The sequence below is a fragment of the Mesorhizobium sp. LSJC269B00 genome (assembly GCF_000502815.1).
GTDB lineage: Bacteria > Pseudomonadota > Alphaproteobacteria > Rhizobiales > Rhizobiaceae > Mesorhizobium.
In genome coordinates this window covers 756,320-778,605 of the sequence record NZ_AYVN01000005.1, presented here as the reverse complement: position 1 = coordinate 778,605, position 22,286 = coordinate 756,320, and the positions used below count along the sequence as shown (strand labels likewise).

General features: G+C 62.2%; 25 protein-coding genes. 20 read left to right on the top strand and 5 right to left on the bottom strand.

Annotated features, from left to right (window positions below; translation table 11 throughout):
- Positions 1 to 24 precede the first annotated feature (24 nt).
- From X771_RS148090 to X771_RS148100, 3 genes are all read right to left on the bottom strand, one after another.
- On the bottom strand, positions 25 to 654 hold the full coding sequence (locus X771_RS148090; RefSeq protein WP_023670949.1) for a MarC family protein: 630 nt from the start codon (positions 652 to 654) through the stop codon (positions 25 to 27).
- Positions 655 to 760: 106 nt separating this feature from the next.
- Positions 761 to 1,138: a VOC family protein gene (locus tag X771_RS148095; RefSeq protein ID WP_023688630.1), complete on the bottom strand. Its 378-nt coding sequence runs from the start codon at positions 1,136 to 1,138 to the stop codon at positions 761 to 763.
- A gap of 32 nt (positions 1,139 to 1,170) precedes the next feature.
- The gene (locus X771_RS148100) at positions 1,171 to 1,707 is read right to left on the bottom strand and encodes a hypothetical protein (protein ID WP_023688629.1); all 537 of its coding nucleotides are present in this window, start codon (positions 1,705 to 1,707) and stop codon (positions 1,171 to 1,173) included.
- Between the two features lie 87 nt (positions 1,708 to 1,794).
- On the opposite strand from X771_RS148100, the gene X771_RS148105 reads away from it, so the two are divergent.
- Both X771_RS148105 and gyrA read left to right on the top strand, forming a co-directional pair.
- Positions 1,795 to 2,646, top strand: a complete 852-nt coding sequence (locus tag X771_RS148105) for an AraC family transcriptional regulator (RefSeq protein WP_023688628.1) — start codon at positions 1,795 to 1,797, stop codon at positions 2,644 to 2,646.
- A 223-nt stretch (positions 2,647 to 2,869) separates the two neighbouring features.
- The gene (gene gyrA, locus X771_RS148110) at positions 2,870 to 5,659 is read left to right on the top strand and encodes a DNA gyrase subunit A (RefSeq protein WP_023688627.1); all 2,790 of its coding nucleotides are present in this window, start codon (positions 2,870 to 2,872) and stop codon (positions 5,657 to 5,659) included.
- A gap of 56 nt (positions 5,660 to 5,715) precedes the next feature.
- Here gyrA and X771_RS1000000166875 read toward each other — a convergent pair whose 3' ends face one another.
- Entirely contained in the window at positions 5,716 to 5,862 is a 147-nt protein-coding gene (locus X771_RS1000000166875) for a hypothetical protein (protein WP_023688626.1), read from the bottom strand.
- 194 nt (positions 5,863 to 6,056) lie between these two features.
- Between X771_RS1000000166875 and coaD the strand changes: the two genes are divergently transcribed.
- From coaD to tgt, 7 genes are all read left to right on the top strand, one after another.
- Positions 6,057 to 6,557, top strand: coding sequence for a pantetheine-phosphate adenylyltransferase (coaD, locus tag X771_RS148115; protein ID WP_023670954.1), 501 nt, complete (start codon positions 6,057 to 6,059; stop codon positions 6,555 to 6,557).
- A 75-nt stretch (positions 6,558 to 6,632) separates the two neighbouring features.
- Positions 6,633 to 7,217, top strand: coding sequence for a peptidylprolyl isomerase (locus X771_RS148120; RefSeq protein ID WP_023688625.1), 585 nt, complete (start codon positions 6,633 to 6,635; stop codon positions 7,215 to 7,217).
- 44 nt (positions 7,218 to 7,261) lie between these two features.
- Positions 7,262 to 7,774: a peptidylprolyl isomerase gene (locus tag X771_RS148125; protein WP_023688624.1), complete on the top strand. Its 513-nt coding sequence runs from the start codon at positions 7,262 to 7,264 to the stop codon at positions 7,772 to 7,774.
- Positions 7,775 to 7,786: 12 nt separating this feature from the next.
- Positions 7,787 to 8,236 carry a DMT family transporter gene (locus X771_RS148130; protein ID WP_023688623.1) on the top strand — a complete coding sequence of 150 codons (450 nt, stop codon included), beginning with the start codon at positions 7,787 to 7,789 and terminating at the stop codon, positions 8,234 to 8,236.
- Positions 8,236 to 9,324: a tRNA preQ1(34) S-adenosylmethionine ribosyltransferase-isomerase QueA gene (gene queA / locus X771_RS148135; protein ID WP_023688622.1), complete on the top strand. Its 1,089-nt coding sequence runs from the start codon at positions 8,236 to 8,238 to the stop codon at positions 9,322 to 9,324. The genes X771_RS148130 and queA overlap by 1 nt, the downstream gene beginning before the upstream one ends.
- Positions 9,314 to 9,574 (top strand): hypothetical protein, encoded by a 261-nt coding sequence (locus tag X771_RS148140; RefSeq protein ID WP_023688621.1) that lies wholly within the window; start codon positions 9,314 to 9,316, stop codon positions 9,572 to 9,574. The genes queA and X771_RS148140 overlap by 11 nt, the downstream gene beginning before the upstream one ends.
- A complete protein-coding gene (tgt, locus tag X771_RS148145) occupies positions 9,567 to 10,697 on the top strand; it encodes a tRNA guanosine(34) transglycosylase Tgt (RefSeq protein ID WP_023688620.1) in 1,131 nt (376 codons plus the stop codon). Before X771_RS148140 ends, tgt begins: the two co-directional genes overlap by 8 nt.
- Before the next feature lie 6 nt (positions 10,698 to 10,703).
- On the opposite strand, the gene X771_RS148150 is transcribed toward tgt, so the two are convergent.
- Complete coding sequence (locus X771_RS148150; protein WP_023684643.1) at positions 10,704 to 11,126, bottom strand: DUF4864 domain-containing protein; 423 nt, start codon at positions 11,124 to 11,126, stop codon at positions 10,704 to 10,706.
- A gap of 193 nt (positions 11,127 to 11,319) precedes the next feature.
- Here X771_RS148150 and X771_RS148155 point away from each other — a divergent pair, with 193 nt between their 5' ends.
- The 11 genes from X771_RS148155 to X771_RS148205 all read left to right on the top strand — a co-directional run bounded on the left by X771_RS148155 (position 11,320) and on the right by X771_RS148205 (position 22,281).
- On the top strand, positions 11,320 to 11,931 hold the full coding sequence (locus X771_RS148155; protein ID WP_023688619.1) for a thioredoxin domain-containing protein: 612 nt from the start codon (positions 11,320 to 11,322) through the stop codon (positions 11,929 to 11,931).
- A gap of 68 nt (positions 11,932 to 11,999) precedes the next feature.
- Positions 12,000 to 12,236, top strand: coding sequence for an Lrp/AsnC family transcriptional regulator (locus X771_RS148160; protein ID WP_023670963.1), 237 nt, complete (start codon positions 12,000 to 12,002; stop codon positions 12,234 to 12,236).
- Positions 12,237 to 12,509: 273 nt separating this feature from the next.
- Positions 12,510 to 13,922, top strand: coding sequence for a circularly permuted type 2 ATP-grasp protein (locus X771_RS148165; RefSeq protein ID WP_023688618.1), 1,413 nt, complete (start codon positions 12,510 to 12,512; stop codon positions 13,920 to 13,922).
- Positions 13,923 to 14,090: 168 nt separating this feature from the next.
- Complete coding sequence (locus X771_RS148170; protein ID WP_023670965.1) at positions 14,091 to 15,032, top strand: alpha-E domain-containing protein; 942 nt, start codon at positions 14,091 to 14,093, stop codon at positions 15,030 to 15,032.
- An 85-nt stretch (positions 15,033 to 15,117) separates the two neighbouring features.
- Positions 15,118 to 15,912, top strand: coding sequence for a transglutaminase family protein (locus X771_RS148175; RefSeq protein ID WP_023670966.1), 795 nt, complete (start codon positions 15,118 to 15,120; stop codon positions 15,910 to 15,912).
- A gap of 32 nt (positions 15,913 to 15,944) precedes the next feature.
- Positions 15,945 to 16,676 carry a peptidase gene (locus X771_RS148180; RefSeq protein ID WP_023684646.1) on the top strand — a complete coding sequence of 244 codons (732 nt, stop codon included), beginning with the start codon at positions 15,945 to 15,947 and terminating at the stop codon, positions 16,674 to 16,676.
- Positions 16,677 to 16,765: 89 nt separating this feature from the next.
- Complete coding sequence (locus X771_RS148185; RefSeq protein ID WP_023688617.1) at positions 16,766 to 18,181, top strand: pyridoxal-dependent decarboxylase; 1,416 nt, start codon at positions 16,766 to 16,768, stop codon at positions 18,179 to 18,181.
- A 14-nt stretch (positions 18,182 to 18,195) separates the two neighbouring features.
- Positions 18,196 to 18,642 carry a hypothetical protein gene (locus tag X771_RS148190; RefSeq protein ID WP_156936002.1) on the top strand — a complete coding sequence of 149 codons (447 nt, stop codon included), beginning with the start codon at positions 18,196 to 18,198 and terminating at the stop codon, positions 18,640 to 18,642.
- A 115-nt stretch (positions 18,643 to 18,757) separates the two neighbouring features.
- Positions 18,758 to 19,525, top strand: coding sequence for a DeoR/GlpR family DNA-binding transcription regulator (locus X771_RS148195; protein ID WP_023670971.1), 768 nt, complete (start codon positions 18,758 to 18,760; stop codon positions 19,523 to 19,525).
- A 117-nt stretch (positions 19,526 to 19,642) separates the two neighbouring features.
- Positions 19,643 to 21,163, top strand: a complete 1,521-nt coding sequence (gene glpD / locus X771_RS148200; protein WP_023688615.1) for a glycerol-3-phosphate dehydrogenase — start codon at positions 19,643 to 19,645, stop codon at positions 21,161 to 21,163.
- A gap of 38 nt (positions 21,164 to 21,201) precedes the next feature.
- Complete coding sequence (locus X771_RS148205; RefSeq protein WP_023670973.1) at positions 21,202 to 22,281, top strand: ABC transporter ATP-binding protein; 1,080 nt, start codon at positions 21,202 to 21,204, stop codon at positions 22,279 to 22,281.
- Positions 22,282 to 22,286 lie beyond the last annotated feature (5 nt).

Here is a 22,286-nt window from a genome sequence, read left to right as displayed (position 1 = left end):
GGAGCAGGGAGCAGGGGCTGCCGTTTACCCCGCCATCAGCGCCTTGATGCCATCCGCGACGAACTGAACCGCAAGCGCGGCCAGGATGACGCCGAGCAGGCGGGTCAGGATCGAGCGGCCGGTCTGGCCGAGGATGCGGTCGATGCGCTCCGACAGCACGAACACCAGATAGGTGATGGCAAGGCAGACGAAGATGATGCCGACCAGCGCCGCTTGTGCTGCAAAACCCTGAAACGAGCCCGACAGTAGCACAGTCGCCGAAATCGCACCGGGGCCGGCGATCAGCGGGATCGCCAGCGGGAAGGCCGCGATGTTGTGGATCATGTCCTTGGTGATGGCGACGTCGCCGATCTTCTCCTTGCGATCTTGGCGGCGCTCGAACACCATTTCGAAAGCGATGAAGAACAGCAAAAACCCGCCGGCGACACGGAAAGCCGGCAGCGTGATGCCGAACACCGACAGGATGGACGCCCCGGCCACCGCAAACAGCGCCATCACGAGGAAGCCGATGATCGAGGCGCGCACCGAAACCTGCTGACGTTCCTCGCGGTTCATGCCGCGTGTCACCGCGAGGAAGAGCGGCGCGAGACCTGGGGGGTCGATGGTCACCAGAATGGTGACGAAGGCGTTGAACAGGCTGTCGAAACTCGGCATCGCTGACCCCTCCCGCCGGGCCGGACCCCTGCGCCACGATAGTGGTAGAGCAAAGCCTGGCCGGTGGGAACCGTCTGACATGGCGATACCGGAGACGCCGGCAGTGTTAGGCGGCAGCGTTGCAATAGGCCTCCAGGCGATAGCCGTCGGGATCGACGATGAAGGCAGCGTAATAGTCCTCGCCATAGTCGGCGCGCAGGCCCGGCGCGCCATTGTCGCTGCCGCCTGCACGCAAGGCGGCGGCATGGAAGGCGACGACACTCTGCCTCGTCGGCGCGGCAAAGCAGAAATGCAGACCGGACTTCTCGTCCGATGGCACTGGCCGCTCCGCGTCGTTCACCCACAGCGCGACGGCTTGCGCACCATAACCCAGTGAGCCTGGCGACTGGCCGAGGCAGGAATAACCGAGCGGCTTTAGCGCGGCATCGTAGAAGGGCTTCGAAACGTTGGTGTCGCGGACGCCGATCGAGACATGGTCAAGCATGTTTTTTCACCTTTTTGCAATATGTTGCGTCATCAGTCCTGGGCGACGCGGCGCGCCAGGAACTCGACTTCGAGACGCCATGTCTTGCCATCGTCGTGCGAACGCTCGCCGAGCCAGCGGAAGCTGTCCTTGGTGATGCGCGAAAAGCTCCAGCGGACCGAGGAACCAGTGCCGTCGGCGCCGACCTGCACAATCGTGTCGCCTTCGGCGCGACCAAGCTGGCGGCTGTAGTATTGGTTGCGCGGGTCGCTCCAGAAGATGTGCCAGGCATCCGAGCCGGGATCATAGGCCCGCAGCGTTGTGCCATAGAAAGTCCATTTGCCGAGAGAAGGCGAGGGGCCGGCATCCCGCGCGGGCAGGATCCATACATCCTGGATCGCCCTGCCTTCCAGGACCCAGCCGAAATGCACCTCGCCGCGTCCGGTGAGAACCGTGCCGTCGTCGAGATGGCGCGTGGCATCGAATGTCCAGGCGCCGACGAAGCGGCCGTAGAGATCAAGCTTTTCAGCCAGGCCGGGGTTGGGGCCGTCGCTGTGGAGCGCTTCGGCAAAGGAGGATGTACCGATCATACTTGCTGCCTTCGTTATGTCAGGAGGCTGCAAGCGATAGGCCCCGACCGGGTGTCGCGCTTGGGAAAAATTGCTATCTTTCAAGCCATGACGACGAGCGAACAAAACCTAGCATCGGGGCAGGGTTGGTATGTCTGTGACGTGCTGTGCACGGCCGGCGCCGGCGACCGCCCGTTCGAGGAGGCGCACGACACCTTCTGCGTTGCCGCTGTCACCAGCGGCACCTTCCGCTACCGCACCAGGCAAGGCGCCGCCATGCTGGCGCCGGGCGCGATCCTGCTCGGCAATGTCGGCGCCTGCTATGAATGCGGGCATGAGCATGGCGCCGGCGACCGTTGCCTGTCCTTCCACTTCGCTCCGGCCTATCTCGACCGCATCGCCAGCGACGTGCCCGGCGCGAGCAAGCTCGCCTTCCGCGTGCCGCATATGCCGCCCTTGCCGGCGCTGGCATCGCTGCTGGCCGAGGCGGAAGCGGCGCGCGAGATGGTCGACATCGACGCCTTTGAAGAGCTTGGCCTGCGAATTGCCGGCGCAGCACTGGCTGTTGCCGGCGCAGCACTGCCTGTGGCCAGCGATGCGGTGCCGGGCGTCCGACCGCCGAGCCGCCGCGACCAGAAACGGGTTGCCGAGGCGGTGCGGCAGATCGAGCTCAATGCCGACAGGCCGGTCTCGCTTTCCGAGCTTGCCTGCGCGACGGCGACCAGCCCGTACCATTTCCTGCGCACCTTCCGGCAGGTCGCCGGCATGACGCCCTATCAGTTTCTGCTGAGAACCCGGCTGCACCGCGCGGCGGTGCGGCTGCGCATGTCAGGCGATGCCATCTCGGCAATCGCCTTCGAGGCCGGTTTCAACGATTTGTCGACGTTCAACCGCCGTTTCCGGCGCGTCATGGGTGAGACGCCTGGCCACTATCGCGCCCGGCGGGTGGCTACCCGCTGACGCGTCTGTCTGCCTCCAGATAAGCTCTTGGCTTGGAAAACTGTCCTTCGCAGGCTTTTGCCCCTGGCGGCGGCGAATGCGTTATGGCCAAATCGTCGCAATCAGAGGTATCCATTTGAATTTACCACTGAAATCCTCATTGGAAAAGCACCACGAATATTGGAGTTTCGGCCGTGCTTCCTATATAAGCGGTCAGTGATTCCTGATTAGATTGTGATCCGATTTGACCGACCAAAAACCCCCGCGCGGCGCCGACGGCGGCCCTACCGGCATCGAGCCCATCTCCATCATCGAGGAGATGCAGAGCTCCTACCTCTCTTATGCCATGAGCGTCATCGTCAGCCGTGCGCTGCCCGATGTACGCGACGGCCTGAAGCCGGTTCACCGCCGCATTCTCTATGCGGCGCATGAGAGCGGTTACCACTGGAACCGCAAATATGTGAAGTCGGCCCGCCCGGTTGCCGACGTGATGGGTAAATACCATCCGCATGGCGACGCCTCGATCTACGACGCCTTGGTGCGCATGGCGCAGGACTGGTCGCTGCGCGTTCCGCTGATCGACGGGCAGGGTAATTTCGGCTCCATCGACGGCGATCCGCCGGCGGCGATGCGCTACACCGAATCGCGGCTGACCAAGGTCGCGCATGAACTCTTGGAGGACATCGACAAGGAAACCGTCGATTTCCAGGAGACTTATGACGCATCCGACACCGAACCGAAGGTGCTGCCGGCCCGCTTCCCCAATCTTCTGGTCAACGGTTCCGGCGGCATCGCCGTCGGCATGGCCACCAACATCCCGCCGCACAATCTGGCCGAGATCTGCAACGGCGCCATCGCCATCATCGACAATCCGGCGATCGATTTGCCGGCGCTGATGGAGATCATTCCGGGTCCCGATTTCCCGACCGGCGGCATCGTGCTCGGCCGTTCCGGCATCTACAGCGCCTATGCGACGGGCCGTGGCTCCATCGTCATGCGCGGCAAGGTCAATGTCGAACAGCGCGGCAACGACCGTGAATCGATCATCATCACGGAAGTCCCGTACCAGGTGAACAAGGCCTCGATGATCGAGAAAATGGCCGAGCTGGTGCGCGACAAGCGCATCGAAGGCATTTCCGACATTCGCGACGAAAGCGACCGCCAGGGCTACCGCGTCGTCATCGAGCTGAAGCGCGACGCTGTCGCCGACGTCATTCTCAACCAGCTTTACCGCTTCACGCCGCTGCAGACCTCCTTCGGCGCCAATATGGTGGCGCTGAACGGCGGCAAGCCGGAAGTGATGAACCTGACCGACATGCTAAAGGCATTTGTCGGCTTCCGCGAAGAGGTGATTAGCCGGCGCACGAAGTTCCTGCTGCGCAAGGCGCGTGACCGTGCCCATGTATTGGTCGGTCTCGCCATAGCCGTCGCCAACATCGACGAAGTGATCAAGCTGATCCGCACCGCGCCCGATCCGCAGACGGCGCGCGAGCAGTTGATGGAGCGGCGCTGGCCCTCCGGGGACGTGGAGTCATTGATTCTGCTTATCGACGATCCGCGCCATCGCATCAATGAGGATGGCACCTACAACCTGTCCGAGGAACAGGCGCGCGCAATCCTCGAACTGCGCCTGCAGCGCCTGACCGCGCTCGGCCGTGACGAAATCGCCGACGAGCTGAACACCATCGGCGACGAGATCAAGGATTACCTCGACATTCTGTCGTCCCGCGCCCGCATCCAACAGATCGTCAAGGACGAGCTTGCCGCCGTGCGCGACGAGTTCGGCACGCCGCGCCGCACCGAGCTCACCGACGGCGGCGCCGACATGGAAGACGAGGACCTGATCCAGCGCGAGGACATGGTCGTCACCGTCAGCCATTCCGGCTACATCAAGCGCGTGCCGCTGTCGCTCTACCGGGCGCAACGCCGCGGCGGCAAGGGCCGCTCGGGTATGTCGACCAAGGAAGAGGATTTCGTCACCCGGCTGTTTGTGGCCAACACGCATACGCCGGTGCTGTTCTTCTCCTCGCGCGGCATCGTCTACAAGGAAAAGGTGTGGCGGCTGCCAATCGGCAATCCGCAGTCGCGCGGCAAGGCGCTGATCAACATGCTGCCGCTGGAGCAGGGCGAGCGCATCACCACCATCATGCCGCTGCCCGAGGACGAGACCAGCTGGGGCGAACTCGACGTCATGTTCGCCACCACGCGCGGCACCGTGCGTCGCAACAAGCTGTCCGAATTCGTCCAGGTCAACCGCAATGGCAAGATCGCCATGAAGCTGGAGGAGGAGGGCGACGAGATTCTCGGCGTCGAGACCTGCACAGACAATGACGATGTGCTTTTGACCGCCAGCTCCGGCCAGTGCATCCGCTTCCGCGTTGGCGATGTGCGCGTCTTCCAGAGCCGCAATTCGGTCGGCGTGCGCGGCATAAGCATGGCCGAGACCGACCGCATCATCTCCATGTCGGTGATCGAGCATGTCGATGCTTCACCGGCGGAACGCTCCGCCTACCTCAAGCGGGCAGCACTGGAGCGGCGGCTTGCCGCCGAGGTGACCGGCGAGGAAGAAGAGATTGCACTCACCAATGAGGAGATTGGCGAGGAGACCGAGCTTTCCGACAGCCGTTACGAAGAGCTCAAGGCGCATGAGCAGTATGTGCTGACGGTGACCGAATATGGCTACGGCAAGCGCTCGTCATCCTACGATTTCCGCCTGACCGGACGCGGCGGCAAAGGCATCCGCGCCACCGACGTGTCGAAGGTGGCCGAGATCGGCCAGCTGGTGGCGACTTTCCCGGTCGGCAATGACGACCAGATCATGCTGGTTTCGGATGGCGGCACGGTCATCCGGGTGCCGGTCAACGGTATCCGTTTCGCCAGCCGCGCCACCAAGGGCGTGACCATCTTCAACACCGCCGAAGGCGAGAAGGTGGTTTCGGTCGAACGGATTTCGGAGCCGCAGGCCGACGAGGATGTCGAAGAGGGTGTCATTGAGGCCGGCGCCGGAGATGCCGTACCGGACAGCACCGAATAGGTTTGAGCAACAACGCCGGCCCGATGGGCCGGCGCAAACAAGAAACTAGCAATAAATCAGGGGCGACGGTGGGGCCAGCGAGCGCCGAAACCTTCGAACCGCTTTGTGCGGACACGGACGCGCTCTGCCTCGTTATGCAATCCGAATGCGGTGGCGATCAGCATGGCGACGGTCATTGCGGTGGCGAGCATGTAGATCAGCATGTGCGTGTTCTCCTGCGCCTATCCAACGGTTAGATCGGGTTTTGGTTTCATCTTCCGAAGTGCAAACTAGCGAACGCGGCGTGAAGTCTTCGTGATCAAGGCATTCATCTGTCGTTCATGTCTGCGAAAAGGTTCACGCAGATGTTCCCAATCGCATTTGCCTTCCGCCCAATGCCCCGCTAGAAGCACCTCCCATGACCGATCGCATCGCCCTTTATGCCGGCTCCTTCGACCCGCTGACCAACGGCCATCTCGATGTGCTGAAGGCATCGCTGGCTGTCGCCGACACGGTATATGCGGCGATCGGCACCCATCCCGGCAAGACGCCGCTGTTTTCCTTCGACGAACGGGTGAAGCTGATCGAGGCCGCGACCAAGGCCGAATTTGGCCGCGACGGCGACCGTATCAAGGTCGTCGCCTTTGACGGGCTGGTCATCGACGCGGCCCGCAAGCATGGCGCCTCGATCATGATCCGAGGCCTGCGCGACGGCACCGATCTCGATTACGAGATGCAGATGGCCGGCATGAACGAGACCATGGCGCCGGAACTGCAGACGGTTTTTCTGCCCGCCAGTCCATCGGTACGCACCATTACCGCCACACTTGTGCGCCAGATAGCCTCGATGGGCGGAGACATCCGTCCCTTCGTACCGGCCGCCGTTGCCGGCGCGCTCACCGCCAAATTCGCGAAATAGTGCATGTCGCCCAAAAGTGGATGCCGGTTTTGGGGCAACGACATGCACCCTAACAAAGACCTTCGGAGATCCCTTATGCAGCTGAAAAAGCTCGCCTCGTTCCTCGTCGTGCTTGCCGGTCTGACCGCATCCGTTTCGGCCTTCGCCGCCGAACCGGAAAACACCATGATCATCACCTTGAAGAACGGCGACGTCACCATCGCGCTACGCCCCGACCTGGCACCCAAGCATGTCGCGCAGATCAAGAAGCTGGTGCGTGAAGGCGCTTATAACGATGTCGCATTCCACCGGGTCATCAACGGCTTTATGGCGCAGACCGGCGACGTCAAGTTCGGCAACATGAAGAAGGGGTTCAGCCCCGAGGCCGTCGGCACCGGCGGTTCAGACCTGCCCGACCTGCCGGCCGAATTCTCGCAGAGCGAACATTTCAAGCGCGGCACGCTCGGTATGGCCCGTTCGCAGGACCCGAACTCCGCCAATTCGCAGTTCTTCATCATGTTCGCGCCGGCTCCGAACCTCGATGGCCAGTACACCATCGTCGGCAATGTCGTCAGCGGCATCGAACTGGTGGACAAGATCAAGAAGGGTGACGAGGCCGACAACGGCACGGTCAGCGAGCCCGACCGCATGATCAAGGTACGCATCGCCGCCGACAAGTAACCTATCAAATCAATCTGTTTTTCTGAGATAAAAGGATATCCGACATGGCTGAGATCAAGGACCGCGAAAACGCGCTCATCCTGGAAACGACCAGGGGCAAGGTCGTCATCGAACTGTTTCCCGATTTGGCTCCCGGCCACGTCGCCCGCATCAAGGAACTGGCGCGTGAAGGCGCCTATGATGGCGTGGTCTTCCACCGCGTCATCGAAGGCTTCATGGCGCAGACCGGCGACGTGAAGTTCGGCAATTCGTCGAAGCCGACCTTCGCGCCGTCGCGTGCGGGCATGGGCGGCTCGGAAAAGCCGGACCTGAAGGCTGAATTCTCCAACGCCAACCATGGCCGCGGTACCTGCTCGATGGCACGTTCGCAGAACCCGAACTCCGCCAATTCGCAGTTCTTCATCTGCTTCGACGATGCCGCCTTCCTCAACCGCCAGTACACGGTCTGGGGCCAGGTCATCGAAGGCATGGACAATGTCGACAAGATCAAGCGCGGCGAGCCGGTCGTCGATCCCGACAAGATCGTGTCGCTGAAGGTCGCGGCCGACGTCAAGTAAGGACAAACGACGATGATGGGCGTGGTCTGGTCGCTGCTCGGCATCCTGTCCGGCGCCTTCATCGCCATTCAGGCGCCGATCAACTCGCAGCTGGCGCGCGGCCTGGGGCTCCCGGTCGCGGCTGCTGCGTTTTCGTTCCTGTCGGGCGCGATCGTGCTTGGTATCATCTCCATTGCCGTTGTGCGGCTGCAGGACATCTCGCTCGACTGGAAGGCGCCTGCGCCTTGGCTGTTCATCGCCGGCGGCATGCTCGGCGGTTTCTATGTCACCCTGTCGACCATTCTTACGCCGCGCATCGGTGCAGCCGCGCTGATGGCGTTCCTGGTTGCCGGCCAGCTCTTCGCCGGCATGCTGATCGATCGGGTCGGCTTCCTCGGCGTGGCGGTGCGCGAGATTTCGCTCGGCCGCATCGCCGGCGCGGTGCTGCTCTTGGCCGGAGCACTGCTCGTCCGGCTCTACTGATGCGCGTCGATCTCTTCGACTTCGACCTGCCGGAGGAGCGCATCGCGCTGCGCCCGGCCGAGCCGCGCGACAGCGCAAAAATGCTGGTGGTCAGGCCGGGCGAGGGTCTTTCGGACCGCGCGGTTGGCGACCTGCCGTCCTTGCTCAACGCCGGCGACGTGCTGGTCTTCAACGACACCAAGGTCATTCCTGCCCAGTTGAGAGGCATAAGGCGGCGCGGCGAAGCGCAGGCGCAGGTGGACGCCACGCTGCATATGCGCATGGCGCCGGACCGCTGGCTGGCCTTCATGCGGCCGGGCAAGCGCATCGCCGCCGGCGACCGCATCCATTTCGGCCATGACGGCAATTCCTGTTTCCTCGGCCAGCTCGATGCCACGGTGATCGAGAAGGGCGAGGCCGGCGAGGCGTTGCTCGGCTTCGACCTGTCGGGGCCGTTTCTCGACGAGGCGCTGCATGCCGTCGGCCACATCCCGCTGCCGCCCTATATCGCGTCGAAGCGCGACGACGACGCGCGCGACCTGACCGACTACCAGACCATCTATGCCAAAGAGGAAGGTGCTGTGGCAGCGCCCACCGCCGGCCTGCATTTCACGCCGGAACTGTTTGCAGCACTCGACGCTAAAGGCATCGAACGCCGCTTCGTCACCTTGCATGTCGGCGCCGGCACCTTCCTGCCGGTCAAGGCGGACGACACCGCTGACCACAAGATGCATGCCGAGACCGGCTCGGTCAGCGAAGCAACAGCCGACGCTCTGAATGGCGCCAAGGCGCGGGGCGGGCGCATCATCGCTGTCGGCACGACCTCGCTGCGCCTGCTGGAGAGCGCGGCACGGCCTGATGGCTCGCTGACCGCCTGGTCCGGCCCGACCGACATCTTCATCACGCCGGGCTATCGCTTCCGCACCGCCGATCTGCTGATGACCAATTTCCATCTGCCGCGTTCGACGCTGTTCATGCTGGTTTCGGCCTTCAGCGGCCTAGATACGATGCGTGCGGCCTATGCTCATGCCATCGGGAACGATTACAGGTTCTATTCCTACGGAGATGCAAGCCTGCTTTATCGAGCGGAGATGAGCGATGGACGATGACCTGCAGGCCTTTGATCGCGAAAGCCTGATCGCCGAAGTGAAGAAATTGCGTGCCGGCATTCGCCAGCATCGAGATGCCACCGGCCACTGGCATCCCCCCAACTTGTGGGATCTGCTGCCGGAAAGGGCCGATCCATCGATTGCCGTGCCGCCCTGGCCGAGATTCATGCGCGGCTGCATCCAATACCGCCAGTCGCTCGACAGGCAGGCGCCAGGCGCGCCTGTCCATGACAAGGAATTCAATGGCTGAGACATTCACCTTCAAGATCCTCGCCACCGACGGCAAGGCGCGGCGCGGTGTCATCGACATGCCGCGCGGCGAAATCCGCACGCCGGCCTTCATGCCGGTCGGCACCGGCGGCACGGTCAAGGCCATGTATATGGACCAGGTGCGCGGCGTCGGCGCCGACGTCATCCTGGGCAATACCTATCATCTGATGCTGCGCCCCGGCGCCGAGCGCGTGGCGCGGCTTGGTGGGTTGCATGAATTCGCCCGCTGGCCGCAGCCGATCCTGACCGACAGTGGCGGTTTTCAGGTCATGTCGCTGTCGAAGCTCAGAAAATTGACCGAGAAGGGCGTCACCTTTCGCTCGCACATTGACGGCGCTGCCTACGAGATGTCGCCGGAGCGCTCGATCGAGATCCAGGGCCTACTCGATTCCGACATCCAGATGCAGCTCGACGAATGCACAGCGCTGCCGGCCGACCTCAAGCAGATCGAGCGCGCGATGGAGCTGTCGCTGCGCTGGGCCGAGCGCTGCAAGACAGCGTTCGGCGATCAGCCCGGCAAGGCGATGTTCGGCATCGTCCAGGGTGGCGACAACGCAGCTCTCAGGGTGCGTTCGGCGCAGGCGCTGAGCGCGATGGAGCTGAAGGGCTATGCGGTCGGCGGCCTGGCCGTCGGCGAACCGCAAGCGGTGATGCTGGATATGCTGGAGATCACCTGTCCGGAATTGCCTGACAACAAGCCTCGATATCTCATGGGCGTCGGCACGCCGGACGACATCGTGAAATCGGTGGCGCGCGGCATCGACATGTTCGACTGCGTGATGCCGACCCGCGCCGGCCGCCATGGCCTGGCCTATACCAGGCGCGGCAAGGTCAATCTCAGGAATGCCCGCCATGCGGACGATCCGCGGCCGCTGGACGAGGAGAGTGACTGCCCGGCGGCACGCGACTATTCACGCGCCTATCTGCATCATCTCGTGCGCTCGCAGGAGGCGCTGGGCGCGATGCTTCTGACGTGGAACAACCTGTCTTACTATCAGAAGCTGATGCAGGACGTTCGCGCCGCGATCGAGGCAAAGGCCTTCGAGGCGCGCACATCAGACATTTCAGAGGGATGGGCGAGGGGCGATATTCCGGTGCTATAAGCACATCTAGGTGCTGAGCGAATTCGCTGCGCGCAAGCTGCAGCCGGTGATTTGAAAGCTGCCGTCGGGCTGCTGTTCCAGCGTGTAGACCGCCTCATAGTCCTTGCCGTCGGGCCCAACGATCAGCACTTGCTGGATTAGCGAAGTTGGCCCCATCTGCTCGACCTTGCCGAAGGAATAGCTCTGCGGCTGGCGCACCGGCGGATAGCCGTTGGTCACCATGTTCATGAAGGTGTCGACGGTCGGAAAGATGCGCTTCACATTTGGAGCGGCGAAACTGTACGCCTTGGCGCCATCATTGGCGATGAGCGCCTTCAACTGACCATCGATGACGGCCTGGCCGGCCTTGACTTCGGCGTCGCCGGCAAGGGCTGCCGACACGAACAACGCGAACAGCAATGAAACAACTGCGAATGCGGTGCGGCGCATGGCCTGTCTCCATTGTCCCCCAACAAAACCTGTCCCGGGACGCATCATACCATACGCTTTGCGGAGCCTCACGGTTTCAGCAACCGCAATATTCGCCACGCAAGTGCCACATGATCATGCTTAAGCCTCCTTTAACGCGGGGCGCGCATCGTAGGGACGGGTGGGGACCCGTTCGCGCAACCAGGGGACGACCATGTTCAAGCAGCCGATCGACCGGCGCCTTTTGCTGAAGGGCGCGGCAAGCCTCGCAGTTTTGGCCCCCTTGCCCGCCTGGGCAAGCACTGGGCCGACCGTCACGGAAGTCGCCTTTGATCCCGCCATTCCAGCGCTCGGCAACCCCGATGGCGACGTCACCATCGCCGAATTCGTCGACTATCAGTGCCCGATCTGCAAGCTCGTCTTCGTCGAACTGAAGAAGTTGATGGAAGAGGACAGCGGCGTTCGGCTTGTGATGAAGGACTGGCCGATCTTCGGCGACGTGTCGCGCGACGCGGCGCGGGTGACGCTGCTGAGCGGCGAACACTATGGCGCGGCGGTCGATGCGCTGATGACCAACCAGCGCGGCCTTTCGGAACGCCGCACCAACGACATCCTTTCTTCCGTCGGTGTCGATGTGGCGATGGTGCGTGCCGACCTCGCCATCCGTGAACCCGATATCGACGCTGCCCTTGTCCGCACCGAAGTCCAGGCGGCGGCGTTCAAGCTGCGCGGCACGCCAGCCCTGGTCATCGGCGGCAACTTGTATCGGCGCGGCATGCCGGTGTCCGAACTGAGACAAGCCGTCGCCAAGGCGCGCTCGGCCTGATGCTTGAAAGCCGGGCGGCAGTCTGCCACAAGGGCCGCTTGTGTGCTGAAGCTTGATCGGGACCGGCAATGAAGACGTTTTTCATGCAGATAAAGTGCGATCTGGGCAAGTCCTACGAGGTCGCCAGCGCGCTCGCCGATGCCGAAATCGCCTCGGAAATCTACTCGACCGCCGGCAATTACGACCTGCTTGCCAAATTCTACGTCGACGACGAGGAAGATGTTGGTCACTTCGTCAACGAGAAGGTACAGATTATTCCCGGAATCAAGGACACCTTCACGGTCGTCACTTTCCGCGCTTTCTAAAGCAATTCCAGGAAAAGTGTGATGCGGTTTTCCGTCCGGAATTGCGTCGAAGCAAAAAGCCATGGCAGGTCGCCGTTGCCATGAAACGGTGAACTGCTATGGCCGCATCAGGCACTTGCCCGGCGACAAGGCAGAGCCTGATTAAGGTCCCGTTCCGACTGCCCGAATTTTGGGCAGTCGAAACATACTGATCGCCGATATCCTCCAAATCACCGATTGCGCTTGATTTTCTCCCGCGACGCCAGTGAAATGGCGTCACAGGGGAGTATGCGATTGGCAGCGTTCGATGAAATGCTTCCGGAAGTTTCCGGGCTGAGACAACCGTATACGGCTTACGACCGCTGGCTGAAGGAGCAGGATCCGGCCAGGCTTACCGAAAAGATGCAGGACGCCGAGCGCGTCTTCCGCAAGACCGGCATTACCTTCGCCGTCTATGGCGAGCAGGAAGCCTCCGAGCGGCTGATCCCCTTCGACATCGTGCCGCGCATCATCTCCGGCAATGAATGGCGAAGGCTGACGCAAGGCATCGAGCAGCGCGTGCAGGCGCTGAACGCTTTCCTCGACGACATTTACCACCGCCAGGAAATCCTGCGCGCCGGCCGCGTGCCGAGGGAGCTGATCGCCAGGAACGAGGCGTTCCTGCCGGAAATGATCGGAGTGCGGCCACCGGCCGGCGTCTACACCCACATTATCGGCGTCGATATCGTCCGGATCTCGGAGAACGAGTTCTACGTGCTGGAGGACAATGCGCGCACGCCGTCGGGGGTCTCCTACATGCTGGAGAACCGCGAGACGATGATGCAGCTCTTTCCCGAGCTGTTCCAGCAGATCAAGGTGCGGCCGGTGGAGAATTATCCGCAATTGCTGCGCCAGTCGCTGGCGGCAGTGCGGCCGCAAAGCACCAAGGGGGCACCGACCATTGCCGTGCTGACGCCGGGCAGCTTCAACTCCGCCTATTTCGAACATGCCTTCCTCGCCGACCAGATGGGCGTGCAACTGGTCGAAGGCCAGGATCTGCGCGTTGTAGACGGCCACGTCGCTATGCGCACGACCGAAGGCTACAAGCAGATCGACGTGCTTTACCGGCGCGTCGACGATTCCTTCCTCGATCCGCTGACCTTCCGGCCGGAATCGGCCCTTGGCGTGCCCGGCATCATGGACGTCTACCGCGCCGGCAACATCACCATCGCCAACGCGCCGGGAACCGGCATCGCCGACGACAAGGCGATTTATTCCTACATGCCCGACATCGTCGAGTTCTACACCGGCCGCAAAGCCATCCTCGGCAACATCCCGACCTGGCGCTGCTCGGAGCCCGACAGCCTGAAATACGTGCTCGAACACATCCATGAGCTGGTCATCAAGGAAGTGCACGGCTCCGGCGGCTACGGCATGCTGGTGGGGCCGGCTGCGACCAAGAAGGAATGCCAGGATTTCGCCAAGAAGCTGCAGGCGAAGCCTTCCAACTACATCGCCCAGCCGACGCTGGCGCTGTCGACCTGCCCGATCCTGACAGAAAAAGGCCTGTCGCCGCGCCATGTCGACTTGCGACCCTATGTTCTGGTCTCCGACCGAATCCAGATCGTTCCCGGCGGCTTGACGCGGGTGGCGCTGAAGGAGGGTTCTTTGGTCGTGAATTCCTCGCAAGGCGGCGGCACGAAGGATACGTGGGTGTTGGACGATTAGGTAGGGAATAGGGCAGTAGGCAGTAGGCAGTAGGCAGTAGGCAGTAGGCAGTAGGCAGTAGGCAGTAGGCAGTAGAGGGACAAGAAATGCCATATTCCACAGAGATTCAAATGCTTACTAATCCCTACTCACTATTCCCTACTCACTAGCCCCGAAGGGCCACTTCACATGCTTCTCGGCCGCACCGCCAACGGGCTCTACTGGATGAACCGCTATATCGAGCGGGCGGAAAACATGGCGCGTCTGGTCGATGCCGGCCTTCGCATGGCGCTGACCCGCACCCAGAGCGCGTCGGAAGAGTGGAATTCGGTGCTGCTCAGCGCCGGCTCCGACGTCACCTTCACGCAGAAATACAAGGACTATACCGCCGCCAACGTCGCCGACTTCCTGCTGCGCGACACCTCGAACCCGTCGAGCACGATGTCGGCGATCGAGACCGCTCGCAACAATGCCCGCATGGTGCGCACCGCGCTGACGCGCGAGACGTGGGAGAGCATCAACGAAGCCTGGATGGCCCTGAAGCGCATGCTGGCAAAGCCGATCGACGAGCGCGACCTGCCGAGTGTGCTCGACGCCATCAAGCGCGAGACGGCGCTGATCCGCGGCTCGTTCTACGGCACGATGCTGCGCAACGAGATCTTCGACTTCTCGCAGCTCGGCACCTATGTCGAGCGGGCCGACAACACGGCACGCATCCTCGACGTGAAATACTACGTGCTGCTGCCGTCGATCTCCTGGGTCGGCTCGAGCCTCGACAACTACCAGTGGGAATCGATCCTGCGCTCGGTGTCGGCGCACCGTTCCTATCGCTGGGTCTATGAGGCCGACTACAAACCGACCAACATTGCCGACTATCTGATCCTCAATGTGCGCATGCCGCGCTCGCTGACCTTCTGTTATCGTTTTCTCGCCGAGCATCTGAAGTTCCTCGGCGACGATTATGGCGACCGTCATGCCTGCCACGCCACCGTCGACAGGACACAGGCGATGCTGCAGGCAGGGTCGATCAAGGACATATTCGACACCGGCCTGCACGAATTCCTGGCCAGGTTCATTCAAGACAACACCAAGCTTGGCGAAGAGATCGCACAAGATTACCGGTTCAATTGAGCATGATCGCGAACCGGAGGACCGCGCTAGCGACAAGTGAGACCCGGTTTTCGGATAAGATCATGCTTACAAACGGAAAATAGGCATGCGGCTCAAGATCACCCACCGTACCGAATACCGCTACGACGCGCCGGTGCACTATCTGTTGCAGCGGCTACGCCTGTTACCGGTCAGTGGCCCGACGCAGACCGTGCTGTCCTGGGCGCTGAAGATCGAGGGCGCGCGCGAGGAAGTCCGCTTTAACGACCATTTCGGCAACGATAACAGGCTGTTGAGCGTCGAGGGTGAGCGCGACTTCATCACCGTCGAGGCCTCCGGCGAGGTTGTCACGCGCGACACAGCGGGCGTCTCGGGTCCGCATCACGGCTTTGCGCCGCTGTGGCTGTTCAGCCAGGAGACAGCTTTGACCATCCCCGGCGAGGGCATAAGCGAGCTTGCCGCGGCGGTCGGCAAAGGTACCGACATCGAAAGGCTGCATAGGCTGATGGCGCTGATCGTCGAGCGCGTCGCCTACACGCCGGGCACCACCAGCGTGACGACCCCGGCGGAAGAGGCATTGGCGCTGAAGACCGGCGTTTGCCAGGATCACAGCCACATCTTTGTCACCGCAGCCCGCGTCATGGGTTTTCCGGCCCGCTATGTCAGTGGCTATCTGATGATGGATGCGGCCATCGAGCAGGCGGCAAGCCATGCCTGGGCCGAAGCCCATGTTCAGGGTCTCGGCTGGGTCGCCTTCGACGCCGCCAACGGCATTTCCCCCGATGAACGCTATGTCAGGGTAGCCACCGGCCGTGATTATCGCGACGCCTCGCCGGTGTCGGGAATTCGACTGGGACAGGCGGAGGAACAGCTTGCAGTCACCGTCACGGTAGAGCAGTAGTCTCCGGCAAGATTGCTGCCTGAAGAGATTCCATGACTTATTGCGTCGGCCTCAAGATCGATCGTGGGCTCGTGTTCATGTCGGACACGCGCACCAATGCAGGGATGGATTCGATCTCCACTTTCAAGAAGATGCATGTCTGGGAAGAGCCAGGCGAGCGCGTCATCGTACTGATGTCGGCCGGCAATCTGGCTACGACGCAGGCCGTGGTCAGCCTGCTCGACGAGCGCACCAAGGCGGTGGCGGAACGCCACGCGACGCTGCTCGAGACCCCATCCATGTACCAGACGGTGCGGCTGGTCGGCGACACCGTCAAGGAAGTCATCGCCAGCTCGTCGCCTGCCGGCGAAAAGGCGGATTCCTATTTCAACGCCTCCTTCATCCTCGGCGGCCAGATCAAGGGCAGCCCGCCACGGCTGTTCATGATCTATCCCGAGGGCAATTTCATCGAATCGACCGACGACACGCCGTTCTTCCAGATCGGCGAGACCAAATACGGCAAGCCGATCATCATCCGTGCCTATGAAAGGACGATGAGCCTGGCTGAAACGGTCAAGCTCTTGCTGGTATCGTTCGATTCGACGCTGAAATCGAACCTGTCCGTCGGCCTGCCTCTCGACCTGCTGTTCCTGGAGGAGGACACGTTCACGGTGGGTTTGAAAAAGCGCATCGGCCAGGACGATCGATATTATCGTGCTATTTCCGAAGGCTGGTCGAACGCGTTGAAGACGGCCTTTGCCAGCCTGCCGGATTTTCCGGGCTAGCGCGGGAACCTTCGTCGCGGTTGCCTGTCTCTATTTAACATGTTAATCAAAATTCAAACGGCTGTCTGATCGGCGCGTCGGGAGGATCCATGGACAACGAGCAATTCCGCGACTGGTCGAGGCGCGCCGCCGACTGGGGCGCTGATTACCGCGCCGGCCTTCGCGATCGGCCCGTGCGACCTGCCATAGCGCCGGGCGAGATCTTCAGGAGCATCGAAGCTTCTCCGCCGGAGGCCGCGGAATCGATGGAGACGATCTTCGCCGATTTCGAAGCCAAGATCGTGCCCGGCATGACGCATTGGCAGCATCCGCGTTTCTTTGCTTATTTCCCGGCCAATGCAGCACCCGTCTCGGTGGTTGCCGAATATCTGGTCTCTGCGATGGCCGCGCAGTGCATGCTGTGGCAGACTTCGCCGGCGGCGACAGAGCTTGAGACGCGCATCGTCGACTGGATGCGCCAGGCGCTCGGCCTGCCCGAAGGCTTTTCCGGCGTGATCCAGGACTCCGCATCATCGGCGACGCTGGCCGCCGTGTTGACCATGCGCGAGCGCACGCTCGACTGGCAGGGCAACAAGAAGGGTCTTTCCGGGCAGGGCAGGCTGCGCGTCTATTCCTCCGACCAGGTGCACACCTCGATCGACCGCGCCATCTGGGTCGCCGGCATTGGCGAGGAAAACCTCGTCCGCATTCCCGTCGCCGGCACCTACCGCGCCATGGATACCGCGGCTTTGGAAGCGGCGATTGTTGCCGACCGCGCGGCCGGCCTATTGCCGGCCGGCATCATCGCGTGCGTCGGCGGCACCAGCACCGGCGGCACCGACGACATCGCTGAAGTGGCCGCGGTGGCCAAACGCCAGGGGCTCTATCTGCATATCGACGCCGCCTGGGCCGGATCGGCGATGATCTGTCCGGAATACCGGCATTTCTGGACCGGTGTCGAGGGCGCGGACTCGATCGTCTTCAACCCGCACAAATGGCTGGGCGCGCAATTCGACTGCTCGATCCAGTTCGTCCGTCAGCCGGAGGATCTCGTGCGCACGCTGGCGATCAAGCCGGACTATCTGAAAACTCGCGGTCATGACGGCATCATCAACTACTCCGAATGGTCGGTGCCTCTCGGCCGTCGCTTCCGGGCGCTGAAGCTGTGGTTCCTGCTGCGCGCCCATGGCCTCGAGGCGCTGCGCACCATGATCCGCAATCACGTCGCCTGGAGCGAAGGCATAGCAGCGCGCCTGGCCGAGGAGGAGGATTTCGAGCTCGCCAGCCAGCCGATGCTGTCGCTGTTCTCGTTCCGGCATCGCGCCGCATCCGGCGCTGACTGCGACGAGCACAATCTGCGTCTGGTCGACGCCATCAACAATGACGGCCGTATCTACCTGACGCAGACGCGTGTCGATGGGCGGGTCGCCATCCGCTTCCAGGCAGGCCAGTTCGAGACAACCGCGGCCGATGTCGATACCGCCTTCACTGTCATCTGCGAGTGTGCAAGATCCCCGAAGGACTGACAGGGATTGCCCGGGTGGTTGCCGCCGCCGGGGCAAGCCAGCAAAGACTTGCGAGCAAGCATATGGCCGGAAGGGCTGAAGGGGTTAGCCAGAATCTGACGGGCGTCTGGAGCGGGCGCTATTCCTATCCGCGCGAACTGCCGCCGGTTTCCTTCGTTGCAACGCTGATCGAGACGGCAACCAGCTTGACGGGGATGACCCACGAACCGGCGGCGACCAGCACGGCAAGATACGCAAGCCTGCAGGGGCAGCGAGAGGGCAACGCCGTCTCCTTTACCAAGACATACGACAAGGCCCAATTGAAGGCGCACCCGATTCACTACAGCGGCATCATCAACGGTGATGCAACCGAGATCAAAGGCACTTGGCGGATCCCGGGATACTGGTCCGGCAATTTCCTGATGATCCGCTCGCCAGGTAAAGTCGCGGCTGTCACCCGCAAGGTGGCGGAGCGGGTCTGAGCCGTATCTGCCCGGTTCGCCTTTGCAATCATCGATATTTCATTAGCCGGCGTCTCCCTTTTCATTGCTTTCGTTTTCAGCTACAAACAAGAAAAACGAAAACGGGAGGTTCTCAGTGTATTTGTCGCCGCGCCATGCCGAGATCATCCAGATGGCGAAGGACCATGGCCGTGTGCTGGTCGATGACCTCGCCACGCATTTCAACGTGACGCCACAGACCATCCGCAAGGACCTCAACGATCTCTGCGACCAGCGGCTGCTGACGCGCATCCATGGCGGGGCCCTGTTCCCGTCCGGCATCGAGAACATGGAGTATGAGGCGCGCCGCAAGATTGCCGCCGACGAGAAGGAGGCCATCGGCCGCGCGGCGGCCAGGCTGATACCCGACAACGCCTCCCTGTTCATCAACATCGGCACCACGACCGAGTCGGTCAGCAAGGCGCTGCTCGACCATACCGGGCTGATGGTCATCACCAATAATATCAATGTTGCCAACAGGATGCGCATCTATCCTTCGATCGAGGTGGTAATCGCCGGCGGCGTCGTGCGTGGCTCCGACGGCGGCGTTGTCGGCGAGGCCGCGGTCGATTTCATCAGGCAGTTCAAGGTCGATTATGCGGTGATCGGCGCCTCGGCCATCGACCATGACGGCGCGTTGCTCGATTTCGACTTTCGCGAAGTGAAAGTGGCGCAAGCCATTATCGCCAATGCCAGGCATGTCATCCTGGTCTCCGACCAGACCAAGTTCGAACGCACCGCGCCGGTTCGCATCGGCCATCTCTCGCAAGTCAACACCTTCATCACCGACCGTTGCGACATCCCGTCGGTGCGCAAGATCTGCGAGGAAGCGGAGGTTCAATTGATCGAAACGTCGCTCGGCTAGGCTATCGATCACGGTCCCGTTACATTTCGTTTGACATTCGTTCTTATTTCGAAATAATCCCGATACGGTTTCGTAACAACTCAAAAATGCTGCAATGCGAAATCGCGGGAGGGATTTGTGGACGCAGTCCGTGACATCTTCGTCATCGGTGGCGGCATCAATGGCTGCGGCATCGCCCGCGACGCCGTTGGGCGGGGCTTTTCGGTATTTCTCGCCGAGATGAACGACCTCGCCAGCGGAACCTCCTCCGGTTCGACCAAGCTGATCCATGGTGGCCTGCGCTACCTCGAATTCTACGAGTTCCGGCTTGTGCGCGAGGCGCTGATGGAGCGCGAGGTTCTGTGGAAGAACGCGCCGCACATCATCTGGCCGATGCGCTTCGTGCTGCCCTATGCCAAGGGCCTGCGCCCGGCCTGGCTGATCCGGCTCGGCCTGTTCCTCTACGATCATATTGGTGGCCGCAAATTGCTGCCGGCTACCCGGACACTGGACATGTCCAAGGATCCGGCCGGCAAGCCTCTGAAGCCGCTATTTCACAAGGCCTTCGAGTACTCGGACGGCTGGGTCAACGATGCCCGGCTGGTGGTGTTGAACGCGCGTGACGCAGCCGACCGCGGCGCCACCATCCGCACCCGCACGAAAGTCGTCGGGGCGCGGCGCGAAGGCGATCTGTGGGCGATCCGCGTGGAAGACGTGCAGACGGGAGAGGCCGAGGAGGTCAAGGCCCGGCTGCTGGTCAATGCCGCCGGTCCATGGGTCGACCACGTCCTGTCGACCACCGTGGGCCAGAACGACGTGCACAATGTGCGCCTGGTGCAGGGCAGTCATATCGTTATCAAAAAGAAGTTCGATGATCCGCGCGCCTATTTCTTCCAGAACAAGGACGGGCGCATCATCTTCGCCATCCCTTACGAGGAAGAATTTACGCTGATCGGCACCACCGATCGCGACTATCCCGGCGATCCGCATGACGTGAAGATCAGCGACACCGAGATCGACTATCTCTGCGCGGCGGCGAGCGAATATTTTGCTGAAGCCGTGACGCGTCCCGACATCGTCTGGACCTATTCGGCCGTGCGCCCGCTCTACGACGACGGCGCTTCGAAGGCGCAGGAAGCGACCCGCGACTATGTGCTGAAAGCCGATGGCGGCGGGGGCAAGGCGCCGATCGTCAACGCTTTCGGCGGCAAGATCACCACCTACCGCCGGTTGTCGGAATCGATGCTGGAAAAGGTCGAAGGTTTTCTCGGCAAGCGCGGCAAGCCGTGGACGGCGAACGCGCCCTTGCCAGGCGGCGATTTCCCGGCCACCGGTTTCGACGCCCAGGTGGCGAAGCTGAAGAGCGCCTATCCTTTCCTCGACCAGCGCCTGGCGCGTCGGTTGACCAGGCTTTACGGCACGCGCGCGCAAGTGTTGCTCGGCCTCGCCAAGTCGAACGCCGATCTCGGCCGCAATTTCGGCGCCGATCTCTATGAGGCCGAGGTACGCTACCTCTGCGAAAACGAATGGGCGCTGACCGCCGAAGATGTATTGTGGCGTCGCACCAAGCGCGGTCTGCATCTCAGCCGCGAACAGGCCTCGGCGCTTGACGAATTCATGCGCGGCATAAGCCGGCGCCATGTCGCGGCAGCGGAATAGGGAAGGCGATTGATGCACAAAGCCTGGGAGGAGGCATCATGCTGGAACTGAGAAACGTGACGAAGATGGTCGGCGCGGTGGAGCATATCCGCGACGTGTCGCTGACGCTTCAGCACGGCTCGCTCAACGTTTTGCTCGGGCCGACACTGTCGGGCAAGACCAGCCTGATGCGGCTGATGGCCGGACTCGACGTGCCGACCACCGGTTCAGTCTGGTTCGACGGCCAGAATGTCACCGGCATGCCGGTGCAGCAGCGCAAGATCGCCATGGTCTATCAGCAGTTCATCAACTACCCCGCGATGACCGTCTACGAGAACATCGCCTCGCCGTTGCGCGTCGCCGGCAACGACCAGGCCAAGATCGACAAGGAAGTCCGCAACGCGGCAGGGCTTTTGAAGCTCACACCCTATCTCGACCGCACGCCGCTCAGCCTGTCCGGCGGCCAGCAGCAGCGTACGGCGCTGGCCCGCGCCATCGTCAAGAATGCCAGCCTGGTGCTGCTCGACGAGCCGCTCGCCAACCTCGACTACAAATTGCGCGAGGAGCTGCGCGCCGAACTGCCCAAGATATTTGCCGCCGCCGGCACTATTTTCGTCTACGCCACGACCGAGCCGCATGAAGCTTTGCTGCTCGGCGGCAATACGGCGACGCTGTCCGAGGGGCGGATCACCCAATTCGGGCCGACCATCGACGTCTTCCGCAAGCCGATCGACCTGGTGACGGCGAAAACCTTTGCCGATCCGCCGCTCAACACCATCGTGCTGGCCAAGAAAGGTCCGGATTTCCTTCTCGAGGGCGGCGTCAAGCTGCCGGTACCGGCCGAACTCGCCGGCATTTCCGACGCCAATTACACGATCGGCTTCCAGCCGCATCATCTGTCGCTCGAGCGGCCCAACGCTGCCGCCGTGCCGGTGCGCGCCAAGGTGACGATCACCGAGATCACCGGCTCGGAAAGCTTCATCCATCTCGATTTCGCCGATGCGCGCTGGGTCATGCTGACCCACGGCATCCGCGATTTCGAGCCCGACGCCGAGATCGAGGTGTTTATCGATCCGCGCCACATCATGGTCTTCGACAGCAACGGCAGCGCCGTCGCCGCGCCGAAGCTTGCGGCCTGAAGGGG

Coding starts and splice junctions, on each gene's coding strand:
- X771_RS148170 (WP_023670965.1), top strand. CDS start 14,091: ATGCTTCTCGGCCGCACCGCCAACGGGCTCTACTGGATGAACCGCTAT.
- X771_RS148140 (WP_023688621.1), top strand. CDS start 9,314: ATGGACGATGACCTGCAGGCCTTTGATCGCGAAAGCCTGATCGCCGAA.
- X771_RS148205 (WP_023670973.1), top strand. CDS start 21,202: ATGCTGGAACTGAGAAACGTGACGAAGATGGTCGGCGCGGTGGAGCAT.
- coaD (WP_023670954.1), top strand. CDS start 6,057: ATGACCGATCGCATCGCCCTTTATGCCGGCTCCTTCGACCCGCTGACC.
- X771_RS148175 (WP_023670966.1), top strand. CDS start 15,118: ATGCGGCTCAAGATCACCCACCGTACCGAATACCGCTACGACGCGCCG.
- X771_RS148090 (WP_023670949.1), bottom strand. CDS start 654: ATGCCGAGTTTCGACAGCCTGTTCAACGCCTTCGTCACCATTCTGGTG.
- X771_RS148185 (WP_023688617.1), top strand. CDS start 16,766: ATGGACAACGAGCAATTCCGCGACTGGTCGAGGCGCGCCGCCGACTGG.
- X771_RS1000000166875 (WP_023688626.1), bottom strand. CDS start 5,862: ATGCTGATCTACATGCTCGCCACCGCAATGACCGTCGCCATGCTGATC.
- X771_RS148120 (WP_023688625.1), top strand. CDS start 6,633: ATGCAGCTGAAAAAGCTCGCCTCGTTCCTCGTCGTGCTTGCCGGTCTG.
- X771_RS148130 (WP_023688623.1), top strand. CDS start 7,787: ATGATGGGCGTGGTCTGGTCGCTGCTCGGCATCCTGTCCGGCGCCTTC.
- X771_RS148105 (WP_023688628.1), top strand. CDS start 1,795: ATGACGACGAGCGAACAAAACCTAGCATCGGGGCAGGGTTGGTATGTC.
- X771_RS148095 (WP_023688630.1), bottom strand. CDS start 1,138: ATGCTTGACCATGTCTCGATCGGCGTCCGCGACACCAACGTTTCGAAG.
- X771_RS148150 (WP_023684643.1), bottom strand. CDS start 11,126: ATGCGCCGCACCGCATTCGCAGTTGTTTCATTGCTGTTCGCGTTGTTC.
- tgt (WP_023688620.1), top strand. CDS start 9,567: ATGGCTGAGACATTCACCTTCAAGATCCTCGCCACCGACGGCAAGGCG.
- X771_RS148180 (WP_023684646.1), top strand. CDS start 15,945: ATGACTTATTGCGTCGGCCTCAAGATCGATCGTGGGCTCGTGTTCATG.
- X771_RS148155 (WP_023688619.1), top strand. CDS start 11,320: ATGTTCAAGCAGCCGATCGACCGGCGCCTTTTGCTGAAGGGCGCGGCA.
- queA (WP_023688622.1), top strand. CDS start 8,236: ATGCGCGTCGATCTCTTCGACTTCGACCTGCCGGAGGAGCGCATCGCG.
- X771_RS148125 (WP_023688624.1), top strand. CDS start 7,262: ATGGCTGAGATCAAGGACCGCGAAAACGCGCTCATCCTGGAAACGACC.
- X771_RS148160 (WP_023670963.1), top strand. CDS start 12,000: ATGAAGACGTTTTTCATGCAGATAAAGTGCGATCTGGGCAAGTCCTAC.
- X771_RS148100 (WP_023688629.1), bottom strand. CDS start 1,707: ATGATCGGTACATCCTCCTTTGCCGAAGCGCTCCACAGCGACGGCCCC.